Genomic DNA, 14,906 nt, shown 5'->3' on the forward strand with positions numbered 1-14,906 from the left:
TTTGTGCCCATCACATCCAACGCACAATCACGATTAAATGGCAGCAATCCACCTGACCCAGCTTTTCGTCAAAGACGAGGCGCACACCATCCGGATTGAACGACACAACCGGCTGTACCCTTGTACCGATGGTTTGAAGTAATTTATGTACTTCAGGTACGTTCGATTGTTGTGCAGCGTTCATGAATTTCGAGGAGAAGTCTTTGGAAGTGTTGATTTTCTGAAGCACCTTTTGGGCATCTCCCAGCAGGTTCAACGTTTTACCTGCCGAAGACATGAATGTTTTAGTTTCGACAGCAGGGTAGTTCCGATGATAGGAGGGAATAGGTTGTGCCCTCGGGTGGATCGGTGAGTAGGGGCGTTGAACAGGCGGATAAAAAGGGTGGTACCGATACATAACAGAAAACCCCTTTCGTTAAAAATGCTCTAAGGATATGTATGAAACTGTTCAGCGGATTATTCATGTATGGTAGGAAGGACGGATAGGGCAGGGAAAATAGAGGATTTTCACACACTTTCTCGAAAAGATAGTAGAGAAGATTAAGATATGGGGGAATTCACGTGAATACAGAGAACACATTGATCAATGCGTTAGGGATCGAATTTGTAGAATTGGGAAAGGGGAAGGTCATTGCGACGATGCCGGTAAATGAACAGACGAGACAGCCGTTCGGCTTCCTTCATGGCGGGGCTTCGGTGGCACTTGCTGAAACGGTTGCGAGTGTAGGGGCGGTACAATTGATCGACCTGGATAAAGAAATATGCTTCGGCCTTGAAATCAATGCGAATCATATTAAAGCGAAGCGTGAAGGGATCGTCACTGCGACGGGAACGGTCATGCATCAGGGCAGGACCACCATGGTATGGGACATCAAGCTTACAGATGAGGACGATCAATTGATCTGTGTATCGCGCTGCACGATGGCCGTGGTACCGAAACGCTGATAAGTACACACCCTTATGTTTATTCAGTGAAAAAATGGGAAATCAATTACTAACCAATACATTAGGAGGCCATACAAATGAGTTGGACAAAAAATGATTATCCTGCTTCACTGAAGAATCTGCCAAGAGACGTACGGAACAAAGCCATAGAGATAGCCAATGCCTTGTTGGATGAAGGGTATGAAGAAGGAAGGGCGATTGCCATCGCCACTGACCGTGCCCATCAGTCTGAAGAAGGGAGTACACCGGATAAGACAGAATATCATGTCACTCCCCATGACGACGGCTGGCAGTTGAAGAAGGCCGACGGAAAGAGGGCCATCCTGGTTGAGAGTACAAAGGACAAACTCCTATCGAAAGCGAAAGATTATGTGACGGATCATTCCGGGACACTGGTTGTGCATAAACAGGATGGAAGCGTTGAAGATCACTTGTATCAGCGCTAGGAAATAGAAAAAGGCTTGACCCTTCATAAAATGGGGTCAAGCCTTTTTTGTTCCTCATTGACTGTTCTGACGCTCATATTGTTCTTTATCCTTTAAGTCATCCCGTACACTTTTGTCCCAAAGTTTGACGCCTGTATTATAGGCAGCACGTGAAATGAGGTGGCCGGAAACCGGCGCAGTGACAAAGATGAAGACGATGGCCAGGATCAGTCGTGAATTGAAATGACCATGCTCCAGATAAAAGTAAAGAAAGGTTGCGAGCAGGATCGACATGACCCCGAGCGTCGCACTTTTAGAAGCAGCATGATTTCTCGTATATACATCAGGAAGTCTCAGTACGCCGAAAGCCGTGACGAGGCTGAGAAATCCTCCAATGACTAAAAAGAATCCGATGAAAAATCTAATGATCTCGCTCACGTTCGATGATCTCCCCTTTCTCCAGAAACTTTGAAAAGGCGACGGTTCCGATGAAAGCAAGGATTCCGAGAAGCAGAATCACTTCCAGAAAAGCGTACGTATCGAGCATCATGGAAACGAGTGCAATGATGGCGATCAGGTTGATCCCGATCGCATCGAGTGCCACTACCCGGTCAGGGATCGTGGGACCTTTCACCACCCGGTAAACGAGGCCGAGCATGGATATGGAGACGCATAATAATGTGATTTGAAAGAACAGATGTAACATTAGCGGCTCACCTCCATGATGGCTTTTTCAAAAGAATCCTTTATATCATTGATGGCTTCATCGACATCCGGCATATCGATGGCATGAACATAAAGAATCTTCTTGTCGTACGACACATCCATGACCAGCGTCCCGGGTGTCAATGTGATCAGATTCGCCAAGAGTGTGATCTCCCAATCGGTCTTTAATTCTGTCGGTAAAGCGAAGATGCCCGGCTGGAAATCCAACTTCGGTTTCAAAACCGTTTTTAAAACCGAGATATTTGCCATGATCAGCTCCTTCAGGAAGAGGAAGAATAAACTGATCACGGCAGCCACCCGTAATAAATAAAAGCGTGAGTTGAAAAATCTTCTGAATGCAAAGATAACAAGCAATCCTAGTAAAAAGCCAATAAAGAATGACTGAGAAGTAAAGGATACCGAAAGAAACATCCAGACAAAGGCCAGGAAAAAGTTTAATAATATTTGAAAAGCCATTCTACATTACTCCTTTAACACTGCGTCTATATAGAGATTCGGATTCACCAGTACTTCGGTTGCTTGTGAAAAGAGTGGACGCATCGCTTCTGCCCCAAGACCATAAAAAACAGCCAGCACGACGAGTACAGCAGACGTCATCCATAAGTATCGGGCGTCTCCCTTTGACACTCCGTTATATTCCTTCGGGGTTCCCCAGATGCCATTCAGGAAGATCTTGATGACAGAGTAGAGCACCAACAGACTGGATGCGAGGACGACTCCTGCCCCTACATAGGCTCCTGCGGCAAAGCTTCCCCGTACAATTAAGAATTTCCCGATAAAACCGCTTAAAGGCGGGATGCCGGCAAGGGAGAATGCGGCAACCAGGAATGTCCACCCGAGCCAAGGGTAGTGCTTGATGAGTCCCCCCATTTTCTTCAGATTGGCCGTGCCTGTGATGGCAATCATTACCCCGACCAGAAGGAATAAAGCGGCTTTGATGATCATGTCATGCACCAGGTAATAAATGGCACCTTCCAATGCTTCAGGGTTCATCGTCGATACCCCGAACAGAATCACACCGACAGCAATGACGATGTTATAAATGATGATCTTTTTAACATCCCAATAGGCTATGGCACCGATACAGCCGAGCACCATGGTAAGGATGGCGAGTATGCTCAGGATCTCATGGGTAAATCCGGTATAGTGATAGAAAAATAACGTGTATGTCCGGATGATCGAATAAACGCCTACCTTCGTAAGCAGGGCTCCGAACAAAGCGAGCACCGGTGTCGGTGGCGCATAGTAAGAGCCCGGCAGCCAGAAGTAAAGGGGAAAGATCGCACCTTTAAGGCCAAAGACCAATAGGAACAGGATGGCGATCGCCGTGATGATGCCAGGCTGATCCACTTCTGCGATTTTCCTCGAAATATCCGCCATATTCAACGTTCCAACGACTGAATACAAGTAGGCAACGGTAATGACGAATAGGGCGGAGGAGATGACATTCACGAGAATGTATTTGATCCCCTCACGAAGTTGTGCTTTTGTGCCGCCAAGAACCAATAGCACATAAGAACTCATCAGCATGACTTCAAAAAAGACGAATAGGTTGAAGATATCACCTGTCGTGAAAGCCCCGTTCACTCCAACCAATAGAAACTGAACGACAGGATAATAGTAGAATCGCTCCCTGTCAACCCCGATCGACTTAAACGAGTAGAGAAGCACGATAAAGGCTATGATACTTGTCGTAGTGACCAGTAAGGCAGAGAACATGTCGGAAACGAGGGTGATCCCAAAAGGAGCCTCCCAGCTTCCAAGGTTCACCGTCTGGATACCGTCATGGTGAACCGTATTGATGAGTACGAGGGAAGCTGCTACAGTCCCCAGCGTTGAAAGGGCTGAAATCCCTCGTTGCAGTTTCACATATTTGCTGATAAACATTAAGATAATCGCCGTAAATAACGGGATTAGAATCGGTAGTATTAATAAGTTAGTCATTTCCTTCGTTACCTCTCATCTGATCCATATTATCCGTGCCAAGCTCCTGATATGCCCGATAAGCGAGAACGAGGAAGAAAGCTGTCACTCCAAAGCTGATGACGATTGCCGTCAGGATCAATGCCTGTGGCAAAGGATCGACATATGATTCAGCGTGTTCCCCGAGAAGAGGGGCAGCTCCCCCTTTAAGACCACTCACGGAAAGGATCAATAAATGGGCACCGTGGCTCAACAGGGCTGTCCCGATGATGATCCGGAGCAAGCTCTTGGATAACATTAAGTACACGGCGCTTGTAAATAGGATTCCGACGACGACGGCCATGATGATCTCCATTATTCGCTCACCCCAATCGTTTGAATGATGGTCATGGTGACCCCGATGACCACCAGATACACGCCTGTATCAAAGAGAACCGCTGTGTGCAGCGATGTCTTCCCTAACAGGGGAAGGTGAAAATAATCGTACGCGTGGGTGAGGAACGGAACATCGAATAATAAAGCCCCCGCACCCGTTGCCACTGAAAAGAACAGTCCGATCGCCGTGATGATCTTGTAGTCCACCGGTAAAATGGTGGCGACGGTCTTGATGTCATAAGCGAGTAACAGTAATACAATGGCCCCCGACGTCATCAAGCCCCCGATGAATCCTCCCCCCGGGGTATAGTGACCCGAGAAGAAAAGGCGCAGCGAGAACAGGATGATGATGAATGCGACCACATTGGTGACGGTCTGCAGGATGACATCATTCGTTTTTACTTTTGTTTTCATCCTTCATCCCTCCTTGTAAGGCGCAGTTTGATCATGGAGAATATGCCAAGTGCCGCAATGGCCAAGACGCAAATTTCAAACATCGTATCAAACCCACGGAAGTCTACGAGGATGACGTTGACCATGTTTTCCCCGCCGGCTTTATCATGGGTATTTTCAATATAATACTTCGAAATGGACTTAAACATTTTCGAGCTGTAGGAAGAGATGGCAAATAATGCGACAACCACTCCAACCCCGATCGATATGAGTGCATTCCCGAGTTTAAACCGCATGCGTTCTTCATGCCTGCTTAATTTAGGCAGGTGATAGAAGCAAAGTAAGAACAGGGCGACCGACACGGTTTCAATGACAAGCTGTGTCAGGGCCAGGTCCGGGGCGCGGAATAATACAAAGAATAGTGAAACGGTATACCCTGCAGCTCCAAGCGAAATGATGGACGTCAGTCGTGATTTCGCAAACAGGATGGTGACAGAACTGATGACAAGGAGAAGCGCTATGGCAATCTCATAGACTCCGACTGGAGCAACTTCCTCCAAATTGATGGCGAACGCCCCATTGAACCACATCGCAAACAATGATATGGCAATCAAGAAGGAGAAGATGTACACCAGATACGTACGGATAAAGCCTGTCATATAGCCGCTTGTAAAGTTATGGGCTCCACGCTCACTCTTGATGAGACCTCCATCATAGAAAGAATTCAGCGTAAAGCGCTCGGGGATCCATTTGTACACCTTTTTCCATGAAGGAAGGAGGAGATACAACAGGATACCGAATAGGATGACCCCGAATGTCATGAACAGCTCAGGTGTAAATCCATGCCAGAATGAAATGTGCGTTTCAACCTCGTGTCCCTCTTGGATGAGGCTTGGCGTGATTGCCTTCACTGCAGGTGCGATGATCCGCTCTGACAGGATATTCGGGAAGAAACCGAAGATGACCACGAGGGAAGCCAGGATGATCGGTGAGATCAACATTCCAAGAGGGGCTTCATGCGGTTTCTTTTCGAGCTTCTCCGGCTGGTGCTTCCCGGTAAAGGTCTTGAAGACCAGGATCATGCTGTAAATGAACGTGAACACACTTCCGACCCACGCAAGGAGCGGGAAGATCAAGCCGAATGTATCCAGGTTGAAAATATCCATTTCAAGGACCCTGACCATCCCGGTAAAGAACATTTCCTTGGAAAGGAATCCGTTGAAAGGAGGGAGCCCTGCCATGGAGAATGCTCCGATGATGGCGATGGTGAACGTGATGGGCATGAAGTTCATCAGCCCGCCAAGTTTACGGATATCCCGGGTACCCGTTTCGTGATCAATGATCCCGACGACCATGAATAAACTTCCTTTGAAGGTCGCGTGGTTGATCAAATGGAATACGGCAGCGAGTGTTGCCACCATATAAATGTTATCATCCAGCTCTGTGTAATGAAGAGCTGCCGCTCCCACTCCCAACAGGGACATGATGAGACCCAGTTGACTGACGGTGGAAAAGGCGAGGATCCCTTTTAAGTCCGTTTGTTTGACGGCGTTGAAAGAACCCCAGAATAAAGTGAAGATCCCGACGCCTCCGACGAGCCACAGCCAAACGCTAGATTCTGCGAATACCGGGCTCAAGCGGGCGACAAGATAGATACCTGCTTTAACCATTGTGGCAGAGTGCAGATAGGCACTGACCGGTGTAGGTGCTTCCATGGCATCGGGCAGCCAGATGTGGAATGGGAACTGAGCGGATTTCGTGAAAGCTCCCAATAGTACCAGAAGCAAAGCAGGCATGAAAAACGCCTGTGTCATAAGCTGGTCAGCTTGTCCGACTAATTCCCTGATGCTGAAAGTCCCGCCCATGAGATAGAGGAGCAGGAATCCCCCAAGCATGCTGAGGCCCCCAAATACCGTGATGAGCATGGATTTTAGTGCTCCATACCTGGAACGCTCCCGGTGGTACCAATACCCGATCAATAAGAATGATGAAATGGAAGTGAATTCCCAGAACATATAAAGGACGATCAGGTTGTCGGAAAGGACAACGCCCAACATCGCCCCCATGAACATCATTAAGTACACATAAAAATTATGTAATTGCTCCTTCTTCTTATCTAAATAATAAATGGAGTAAAGGACAACCAGTGAACCGATCCCCGTGATGAGCATGGCAAACAGCAATCCAAGGCCATCTACGTAAGCGGTGAAGTTGATCCCGAAGGAAGGCATCCACTCCAGTGTTTCCTTGACGGTGTCCCCATTTCTTGTAATGGAGATGAATTGAAAAAAGTACGTGAATAAAGCTGCCGGCAATAATAGTACGAACCAGCCGGTATGTACATTCCGAAATGCTTTATATAGAAATGGAATAAGTATCGCAAATAAAAAAGGCGATACAATTGCCCAATGTAATAAAGTCATTTAAAACCCCCCTCTTATCATAATCGTTTATTCTCAACATGGTCTCATGTCAACCTCATTCATCATTCGGCAACATTCTTCCTTACTCGACCGAACCTGAACCCTAAAAAGCATTATAACGTAAAAAATAAATGCTTGCATTACTCAGCATCCCATACATATCACAACTTTCAAGAAGTATTAAATATGAAGATACGTGGAAATGCATGTAGAAAAAAATGTTGGATTTTATCCTGTAATCCCGACACTTCCAGAATAGTTTCGGTCAAATTGGAGAATCCTATCCATAAGGTGGTGAAGTTATGAAAAAGAAAACAGTAGCGGTTACGACCATATTTTTTGCTTTTTTTGGCTTTGCGTGGATGGTGGAAACCGAGGATCGATTTAATCGGGGGTTCATTGAGACAGAAGACCCGACGAGTATGAATATCAAACCGGTTCAATATGGTGAAACGGAAGAAGTGGAAGAGGAAATAACGAAAGAACCCGTACGCGGGAGACAACCATTTGGATCCAGGGAATATATCAGAGTGGTACCCCATTCTCATTCCCTTCAATGAAACGGCCCTTTCTTCCATAACAGAAGGGGCGTTTTTTTGTTTAATGTACGACAGGGGTAGATAGGTATATAGTCATTGTCCCTTCTGTTTCTATACCCTTTTCAAGCTATCCATAAACGATTATGATGAGAGTGGATGAAGAATCGTTATGGGAGAGTTTTGAGTGAAAAATACATACTTAACAAGTTATTTACCCCTTTTTTCGATACTATTGTTTAGTCTGACGTTTTCCGTTTATGGAGTGGGAGTCTTCGTGGACGTATTTAAAAAAATCGGTGTCTACCCGGGCATGAGGGAGTTTTTATCCGATATACAGCTTAAGCTTGCCATTTTGATCCTGTTAATGGTCGCCTTCTTCATGGTGTTCGCGGCTTTAAAACTGATTGCTGAGACCATCAATGGGGTATCCATGCTGTTTTTTGCCACGGATTCGGATGGTCAGTTGTATAATCTTGTCCGTACAGGCTCGATGATTTACTTCATCGGGGGCTTGGTGTCTGTGGTGAGCCTTAAGTCTTTTATTGGGCTTTTCATCATTTTTGCCCTTAGCTCACTCGCTTATTTTATCTACTTTGTGTATAAAATAAGTCCGTCCCTCTCGAAATGGGGGATCTTCGGAGTGGTGAGTTTGCAGGTATTCTCATGGTCTTCGTTATTTTTGACGATCTTCTTTGTTTTTTTGAAGCTTTATAATGGAGTGATGGCTAGCCTCCCGATTATGTCGAAGGTGAAATTATAATAGAAAAAGCGTCTTCAGCACATGCTGCAGACGCTTTTTCTATTATAAAGTCATTCCATGATTTCCTGCCACACTTTATGGCTTGGACGCTGGCGTTCGATCTCACTCATATCACGGGGGATATCATGGCCGACCCAAACGCCTGTCGTAAGGGTGTCGGTCAAACCCATCACCCAGTAATCATGATAGTTATTGGTCGTGCCGGTTTTGATTCCTACATATGGCTTGGATACATACGCGGCTCTTCCGGTTCCTGATGTCGCCCCTTCATTGAGCATTTTTCTCATTTTAGCAGTGGTATCTGCTGACCAGACTTTCTTCGGATTCTTTTTCCATTGATAAAGAATCTTTCCGTGACTGTCACTGACGGAAATGATGGCATGACTCTCCTGATAACGGCCGTCAATAAAAGAGGTATAGGCGTCCGTCAGTTCCAGGGGACTCATGCCATATGTGAAGCCGCCAATGGAAGAGGCGAAGGTTTTATCTTCTTTTATCACCCTTTCAAAGGAAAAAGGCGAGATGGCTTGGAAGGCTTTTTCTATGCCGACTTTTTCCATGAGACGAAGTGCCGAGCCGTTATAGGATTGTGCCAGGGATTGTTGTAATGTCACCGTACCCGGCTGGATTCCTCCATAGTTGATCGGACAATACTCGCCGACACAGTATTGATTGGCATTGACTTTGTCATTAATCTCAGCCTTGAATTTCTCTATATAAGGACCGTATACGAGCAGCGGTTTAATAACCGAACCGGGCTGCCTGAAGGCTTGAAACGCATGATTGAAATTATATTTCTGGTAGTCCCTGCCCCCGGATAGGGCGACAATCATTCTTGACTTGTTGTCGATGGTGACGGTGGCTCCCTGTAAGTCTTCATTCAGCTGTCCATTCAAAGCCCGGACACTTTTTTGCTGAAGAGCGGGCTGCAACGCCGTTTGAATCCTGACACCTGACGAAATCACGTCTTGAAATCGTTCCTCGAGCTTCCCGGCTATCCGATTCCTTTCCTCTTCAGAAGCGGTGTTTTCCAGTTCCAGCTTATATCCTTCGTTTAGAGCGATCAGTTCCTTCAGCTCGTTCTCCACATAAAAGGCATAGTCGGGATAGAGGTCGGTCTTCTTGCGGACATTCAGGTTGATGGGCATTTTCTTTAATTTCTCTGCTTCATCCTTCGATAACTTTGAAGTGCTTACAAGAATATCGAGCAGACGCTCCTGACGAACCTTCGTTTGATCGAAATGGTCAAGGGGATCATATTTACCCGGATTATTCGGGATCGAAGCGATGAACGCCATCTCCGCCTGGTTAAGGTCGGTGACGCTTTTTTGAAAATAGTATTGGGAGGCTGTTTCAATCCCGTATACTCCATTACTGAAGTAAATGACGTTCATATATAACTCAAGTATTTCATCCTTTGATAAGGATTGTTCAATTTCATGGGCATAAAACAACTCTGTCAGTTTACGATTATAGGTTTTCTCCTGATCCAGATAAAGGTTTCGGGCGAGCTGCTGTGTAATGGTGCTACCACCCTGCTGGATATGGGTGAACACCAGATTTTTCACGACGGCCCGGAGGATTGCGCCGGCATCGAAACCGACGTGTTCGTAAAAATGCTGATCTTCAGATGCGACGAGAATATCCTTTAGGAATGGGGGGATCTTCTCGTCCGCCAAATATAGACGGTAAGGGCGGTTCACTTCTGAAAAGACCTTACCGTCCCCATCAAGGAGTAAGCTTGTACGATTCAGGTCGATGGAATCGGTACTCACGGCATGCTCCAACTCCTGTTGAAAGCTTTGTACCTTGTTCCATTCACCCGTCGCAAAAAATAACGTGGTGAAGAAGATGAGCATAAAACTAATCACCGTTATATAACCTGCAAAAACTCTCATATTTCACTCTACTTTTCTAGTAATCTTTCACATGACTTGGGGTTTCAGAATGATGTATACTCCACCATAATAATCCAAATGCCCCCAAGAATAAAGCACCTGTTACATAAAAAACGGAAGAAATGCCAATATATCCGGATACCACTCCTCCAAAGGCAGGTCCGATTACATTACCAAGGAACCGGAAGCTTTGGTTATACCCAAGGACTTCCCCCTGCATACTCAAAGGCGCTTCCTGACGGATGTATGCTGTGACGCATGGAATCATGCCGCCGATTGCAATTCCGAACAGAAACCGGAAAAGGACAAGCTGCCATAGCTCGACAGCCAGGGCCTGTGGAACGATGAAGATAGATGCGAGAACGAGAAGGATGGATAAAACCTTTTCGTACCCGATATCGTCTCCAAGCTTTCCCCATCGTCTGGTTGCAATCAAATTCCCGAATCCTGTAGCAGAAAAGGCGATTCCTGCTAAAAATGCCAGATTACTAGAAGAAGTGAGTTCATCAACATACAAGGCGAGAAGCGGCTGTATGCTGAAGTTCGCCACTTGAATCAGGCAGGAAAGGATAAGGACCGTCACAAGTAATTTATGACTGAAGATATGCTGCAGGACTTCTTTACTCGAGTACTTGTTTCGTTGATCCCGTTGTTCCCTGCTTCTTTGTTCATCGATGCCGAAAAGGACGACGGTCGCAGCAGTGGCAATGGCGATGGAAGTGAAGATGAACGTGTAGGAAAACCCCACATTGTCTGCCAACAGTCCTCCAATCACGGGCCCGAATAAACCGCCTGATACGGTTCCCATTTGAAGGGTGCCAAGTGTCCTTCCCGCTTCTTCCTTAGGTGTCTGGGAGGAAATGAGGGCCATCGATGTAGGGATGAATCCCGTCACCGCACCCATGATTCCCCGCAGGATGAATAGTCCCCCGACGGAATGCATAAACCCCATTAAGAAGATGGACGTTGCAATCCCGTATCCCGTGATGAGGAGGATCGGTTTATATCCAAAACGATCCCCGATCCGCCCCCATAAGGGAGATATGAAGAAGGCCGTTAAAAATGTAACGCCAAAGACAAAACCTGACCAGCGCTGTACATATTCGTGACTGTAAGTGCCAAAGGTTTCAATGTAAAGGGATAAAAAAGGCAGCACCATGGTTGCGCTGGCCGCCACCAGAAAATTGGCCATGAGCATGATGGTTAGATTCTTTCTTTTTTGTGAAATGATTAACACCTTCTATTTGATTTTTTATTTCGTATACCTAAATATTCATTTTATTAAAGATTTGATTCATAGTCCACTGAATCACATTTATTCACATGGAAAACCGGGAATTAGTCATAATTTCCGGGCTTAGCATGATATAATGTAAGAATAAGAAGTATGGAGAAATGAAGAGCTTGTCGTACAGTTCTCCGTTCGGATGGAGCAATAAAATAGGATTATCCTAAAAAACATTCTTTATTATAGATAAATTGGGGTCTTATCTACATTTTGAGGAGGGAGTTCACGTGGCGAAAGCGGAACAGCTTGTGTTTATAGATTTTGAGTTTTCTATGCCGGAACGACATAGGGTCCCCAAAGGTTTCTTCCCTGAAATCATCGAAGCCGGGGTAGTGGTGGTGGAGTATGGAAAGGTGACAGGTACGTTTTCCTCTTATGTAAAACCGACTGCATTTCCCAAACTGACCAACCGCTGCAAACGTTTTTTATCCATCAGCCAGAGTGAAGTGGATTCAGGGATATCGTTCCAATGTCTGATAGATTATTTCAACGGGTTAAATGATAAGGGAGTCGCGAAAGTAGTGACGTGGGGAAACATGGATATGAAGGTACTGCGCGATAACTGCGCCCAGACAGGCGTTCCATTTCCTTTCCAAGCTCAATTCGTCGATCTGTCCATGGAATATAAACGCTTCTTCGGTGATCAGAACCAGACGGGACTATGGAAGGCCGTCCAGGAATATGGAAGGGAAGGTGTCGGAAAGCACCATAAAGCGTTGGATGATGCCCTCACCACCCAGCACATCTATAACCTGGTCGAAAAAGACAAAAAATACCTCGATAAAGCCGAACCCACCACCATCGGTGACCGAATCGACCTCTCCAAGTTCTACAACCAGCTTGCATGACAAGACGAGGGACGGACCTTCAAATGAAGGTCCGTCCCTCGTCTTTCATTAGAACGTGAGGTTATACATCAGTTCGTATTCCCTTTGAATGGACTGCATTGTTTCCAGGCTCTTTTGTGCGTGGGGGGAAGGGTCTGCTTCAAGTTCCTGCTTTAATGTTAAGTATGACTCGATAAGAGTTTCATTATAATCGGGGATGTCCCCGTCATATGGCTTAACCATTTTCTCCGGCATGTTGGCACGCTCGCCGTGGGCAAGGGCTTTCCGTTCATGAAACAAGGGTACATCCACAGCCTGTGGATTGTGCAGGTCGCCTTGCCTCGGATGCTTTAAGACAGCCAGGATCTTCACGACAAAGGCACCTGGTCGTTCTCCTGTGACCTCCCCTACATATTTTCCCGTTTTATAAAAAGCTGTGACATAATCACCAATTTGTATGTTTTTCATAAAAAACCTCCTCTAATACATCAATCTCTATTATAATGTAAGCAGAATGGAACTGAGAAATAACTACTATAAAGGTAACATGTGGAGGTACATATATGAAGCGTTTAATGATCGTTACCCTCTGTTTACTAGGTTTAGCCCTTGCCTCATGTGGACAAACAGAAAAGGGAGATACCACAGAAGAAAAGCCAAAAGCATCCGAGAAGCAGAAAACAGCAGAAGAAACCAAAGGAGATGAAGATATGACCTATCCTCAGCTGACAACAGAAGTTGCTGAAAACGAAAAATTAGTTGAAATGAAAACTTCCATGGGAACCATCAAGATCAAGTTATTCCCGGAACAGGCGCCTAAAACCGTGGAGAACTTTATCAAACACAGTAAAGACGGTTATTACGATGGCTTGAAATTCCACCGGGTCATTAAAGACTTCATGATTCAGGGAGGAGACCCGAATGGAAACGGAACAGGTGGGGAAAGCATCTACGGAGAATCTTTCGAAGATGAATTTTCACCGGAGTTATTCAATTTGCGCGGTGCCCTTTCGATGGCGAATGCCGGCCCAGATACAAATGGCAGCCAATTCTTCATTGTACAAAAAAGTGACATCGACCCTCAGTTGGAAGATCAGATGAAATCTGCCGGATTCCCGGATCAGATCGTCGAGGCCTACATGGAGAACGGTGGAACGCCTTGGCTTGATCAGAAGCACACTGTATTCGGACAAGTGGTGGACGGTATGGACATCGTGGATAAAATCGCTAACGTAGAAGTAGGGGCGAACGATCTTCCTAAAGAAGACGTCGTGATTGAAAACATCAAGGTTGTAAAATAAACCTGAAAGAGCCGTGAACACCATTTTTGTGGGTTTACGGCTTTTTTATATAGGGAAAGAAGAGGTATTTCCTCGGAAATTGTCGCGTGGACGTTCAATAAATCGTAAAAAAGGTGACAATTTGAAGTTGGTTTGTCTTTGAGAGAGTTGTTATAATGGACAAAGAGTTTGTTTTCGAAAGGAGCGTACCATGCTTTCTTCATTTATTTTAAATTTATTTCTCTATTTCCCCGAAGATAAGACAGAATATATCCCAGCCGGCATTACGATGGCCATTTTCATGATCGCTGCCTTGCTCACATTCCGGATCATCCAGAAAGCTTCAAAGCGCGAAGAACTGAAAACAAAGAAAATGGAAGAAGAAGCAAGGGTTCAGAAGAGAACAAAATAAAAATCGAAACACGCCTCCTGAGCGTGTTTTTTTCGTTCTGCTGGATATCCTTCATACAGCAGCACGTCATGGAAGTAGGAATAATTTTCACCACGGGAGTCAACAATGGTGAAAGAGTATGCAGAGATGGAGGAAGAACGATATGAAAAAATTATCCCTATTATATATGGTCATGATCACACTCCTTGCAAGCGGATGTGCCATTGAAAACCCGAAAAAGCTGGAAGTGGAAATGAAAAATGAGAACGGTGATTCACTGGGGAATGCCACCCTTCAGGAGCAATCTGACGGAGTGGAAGTCGCATTGGATCTCGAAGGGCTTCCTCCGGGGGAGCACGGAATCCATATACATGAAAAAGGAGTATGCAAGCGGCCGGATTTCGTATCGTCAGGTAATCACTTCAATCCTGACGACACGAAGCATGGACTGCTTCATCCTGAAGGGGCCCACGGCGGAGATCTGCCCAACCTCATCGTCGGGGAGGACGGAACGGTGAAGGTGAAGCTCATGGCTCCGATGGTTACGTTATCAAAGGGGAAGACCTCCCTTTTTACTAAAGAAGGGACCTCCCTCATCATTGATGAAAATAAAGACGACGGAATGACACAACCTTCGGGGGATTCCGGTAAACGCATTGCCTGTGGCGAGATCAAAAGCGATAAGAAATAGCCGTAAAAAAAATGTACCAGGC

The 14,906-nt window shown here is 45.8% G+C and carries 19 protein-coding genes; 8 read left to right on the plus strand and 11 right to left on the minus strand.

Going from position 1 to position 14,906, the window contains the following annotated elements:
* Positions 1-10: 10 nt before the first annotated feature.
* The gene (locus N5C46_RS18760; protein WP_261749778.1) at positions 11-397 is read right to left on the minus strand and encodes a YuzC family spore coat inner layer protein; all 387 of its coding nucleotides are present in this window, start codon (positions 395-397) and stop codon (positions 11-13) included.
* Between the two features lie 164 nt (positions 398-561).
* Between N5C46_RS18760 and N5C46_RS18765 the strand changes: the two genes are divergently transcribed.
* Complete coding sequence (locus N5C46_RS18765; RefSeq protein WP_261749779.1) at positions 562-945, plus strand: PaaI family thioesterase; 384 nt, start codon at positions 562-564, stop codon at positions 943-945.
* A gap of 77 nt (positions 946-1,022) precedes the next feature.
* Entirely contained in the window at positions 1,023-1,391 is a 369-nt protein-coding gene (locus tag N5C46_RS18770) for a DUF2188 domain-containing protein (RefSeq protein ID WP_224522057.1), read from the plus strand.
* Between the two features lie 54 nt (positions 1,392-1,445).
* On the opposite strand, the gene mnhG is transcribed toward N5C46_RS18770, so the two are convergent.
* The 7 genes from mnhG to N5C46_RS18805 are packed head-to-tail and all read right to left on the minus strand — an operon-like array spanning position 1,446 to position 7,210.
* Entirely contained in the window at positions 1,446-1,808 is a 363-nt protein-coding gene (mnhG, locus tag N5C46_RS18775; RefSeq protein WP_098439204.1) for a monovalent cation/H(+) antiporter subunit G, read from the minus strand.
* Positions 1,792-2,076, minus strand: coding sequence for a Na(+)/H(+) antiporter subunit F1 (locus tag N5C46_RS18780; protein ID WP_261749780.1), 285 nt, complete (start codon positions 2,074-2,076; stop codon positions 1,792-1,794). The genes mnhG and N5C46_RS18780 overlap by 17 nt, the downstream gene beginning before the upstream one ends.
* Positions 2,076-2,552 carry a Na+/H+ antiporter subunit E gene (locus N5C46_RS18785; protein WP_261749781.1) on the minus strand — a complete coding sequence of 159 codons (477 nt, stop codon included), beginning with the start codon at positions 2,550-2,552 and terminating at the stop codon, positions 2,076-2,078. The genes N5C46_RS18780 and N5C46_RS18785 overlap by 1 nt, the downstream gene beginning before the upstream one ends.
* A gap of 6 nt (positions 2,553-2,558) precedes the next feature.
* Positions 2,559-4,040, minus strand: a complete 1,482-nt coding sequence (locus N5C46_RS18790) for a Na+/H+ antiporter subunit D (RefSeq protein WP_261749782.1) — start codon at positions 4,038-4,040, stop codon at positions 2,559-2,561.
* Positions 4,033-4,374 carry a Na(+)/H(+) antiporter subunit C gene (locus N5C46_RS18795; protein ID WP_034763810.1) on the minus strand — a complete coding sequence of 114 codons (342 nt, stop codon included), beginning with the start codon at positions 4,372-4,374 and terminating at the stop codon, positions 4,033-4,035. The genes N5C46_RS18790 and N5C46_RS18795 overlap by 8 nt, the downstream gene beginning before the upstream one ends.
* A complete protein-coding gene (locus N5C46_RS18800; protein WP_034763813.1) occupies positions 4,374-4,808 on the minus strand; it encodes a Na(+)/H(+) antiporter subunit B in 435 nt (144 codons plus the stop codon). Before N5C46_RS18800 ends, N5C46_RS18795 begins: the two co-directional genes overlap by 1 nt.
* Positions 4,805-7,210: a Na+/H+ antiporter subunit A gene (locus tag N5C46_RS18805; RefSeq protein ID WP_261749783.1), complete on the minus strand. Its 2,406-nt coding sequence runs from the start codon at positions 7,208-7,210 to the stop codon at positions 4,805-4,807. Before N5C46_RS18805 ends, N5C46_RS18800 begins: the two co-directional genes overlap by 4 nt.
* 302 nt (positions 7,211-7,512) lie before the next feature.
* Between N5C46_RS18805 and N5C46_RS18810 the strand changes: the two genes are divergently transcribed.
* Both N5C46_RS18810 and N5C46_RS18815 read left to right on the plus strand, forming a co-directional pair.
* Complete coding sequence (locus tag N5C46_RS18810; RefSeq protein WP_261749784.1) at positions 7,513-7,770, plus strand: hypothetical protein; 258 nt, start codon at positions 7,513-7,515, stop codon at positions 7,768-7,770.
* 163 nt (positions 7,771-7,933) lie between these two features.
* Positions 7,934-8,509: a DUF5366 family protein gene (locus N5C46_RS18815; protein WP_034763820.1), complete on the plus strand. Its 576-nt coding sequence runs from the start codon at positions 7,934-7,936 to the stop codon at positions 8,507-8,509.
* 50 nt (positions 8,510-8,559) lie between these two features.
* Here the strand turns inward: N5C46_RS18815 and N5C46_RS18820 are convergent, their stop codons facing one another.
* Together N5C46_RS18820 and N5C46_RS18825 are read right to left on the minus strand one after the other, a co-directional pair.
* Positions 8,560-10,407: a transglycosylase domain-containing protein gene (locus tag N5C46_RS18820; protein WP_261749785.1), complete on the minus strand. Its 1,848-nt coding sequence runs from the start codon at positions 10,405-10,407 to the stop codon at positions 8,560-8,562.
* A 16-nt stretch (positions 10,408-10,423) separates the two neighbouring features.
* Positions 10,424-11,635: an MFS transporter gene (locus N5C46_RS18825; RefSeq protein ID WP_261752380.1), complete on the minus strand. Its 1,212-nt coding sequence runs from the start codon at positions 11,633-11,635 to the stop codon at positions 10,424-10,426.
* Positions 11,636-11,922: 287 nt separating this feature from the next.
* Between N5C46_RS18825 and kapD the strand changes: the two genes are divergently transcribed.
* Positions 11,923-12,543 (plus strand): 3'-5' exonuclease KapD, encoded by a 621-nt coding sequence (gene kapD / locus N5C46_RS18830; protein WP_261749786.1) that lies wholly within the window; start codon positions 11,923-11,925, stop codon positions 12,541-12,543.
* A gap of 48 nt (positions 12,544-12,591) precedes the next feature.
* Here the strand turns inward: kapD and N5C46_RS18835 are convergent, their stop codons facing one another.
* Complete coding sequence (locus N5C46_RS18835) at positions 12,592-12,990, minus strand: kinase-associated lipoprotein KapB (RefSeq protein WP_261749787.1); 399 nt, start codon at positions 12,988-12,990, stop codon at positions 12,592-12,594.
* 95 nt (positions 12,991-13,085) lie between these two features.
* Between N5C46_RS18835 and N5C46_RS18840 the strand changes: the two genes are divergently transcribed.
* The 3 genes from N5C46_RS18840 (at position 13,086) to N5C46_RS18850 (ending at position 14,884) form a co-directional block, all read left to right on the plus strand.
* Positions 13,086-13,823, plus strand: coding sequence for a peptidylprolyl isomerase (locus tag N5C46_RS18840; RefSeq protein ID WP_261749788.1), 738 nt, complete (start codon positions 13,086-13,088; stop codon positions 13,821-13,823).
* A 190-nt stretch (positions 13,824-14,013) separates the two neighbouring features.
* Positions 14,014-14,214: a hypothetical protein gene (locus N5C46_RS18845; protein WP_261749789.1), complete on the plus strand. Its 201-nt coding sequence runs from the start codon at positions 14,014-14,016 to the stop codon at positions 14,212-14,214.
* Between the two features lie 142 nt (positions 14,215-14,356).
* Positions 14,357-14,884 (plus strand): superoxide dismutase family protein, encoded by a 528-nt coding sequence (locus N5C46_RS18850; RefSeq protein ID WP_079533555.1) that lies wholly within the window; start codon positions 14,357-14,359, stop codon positions 14,882-14,884.
* Positions 14,885-14,906: the final 22 nt, after the last annotated feature.

The organism is Rossellomorea vietnamensis, from assembly GCF_025398035.1.
In the GTDB taxonomy this organism is placed as follows: domain Bacteria; phylum Bacillota; class Bacilli; order Bacillales; family Bacillaceae_B; genus Rossellomorea; species Rossellomorea vietnamensis_B.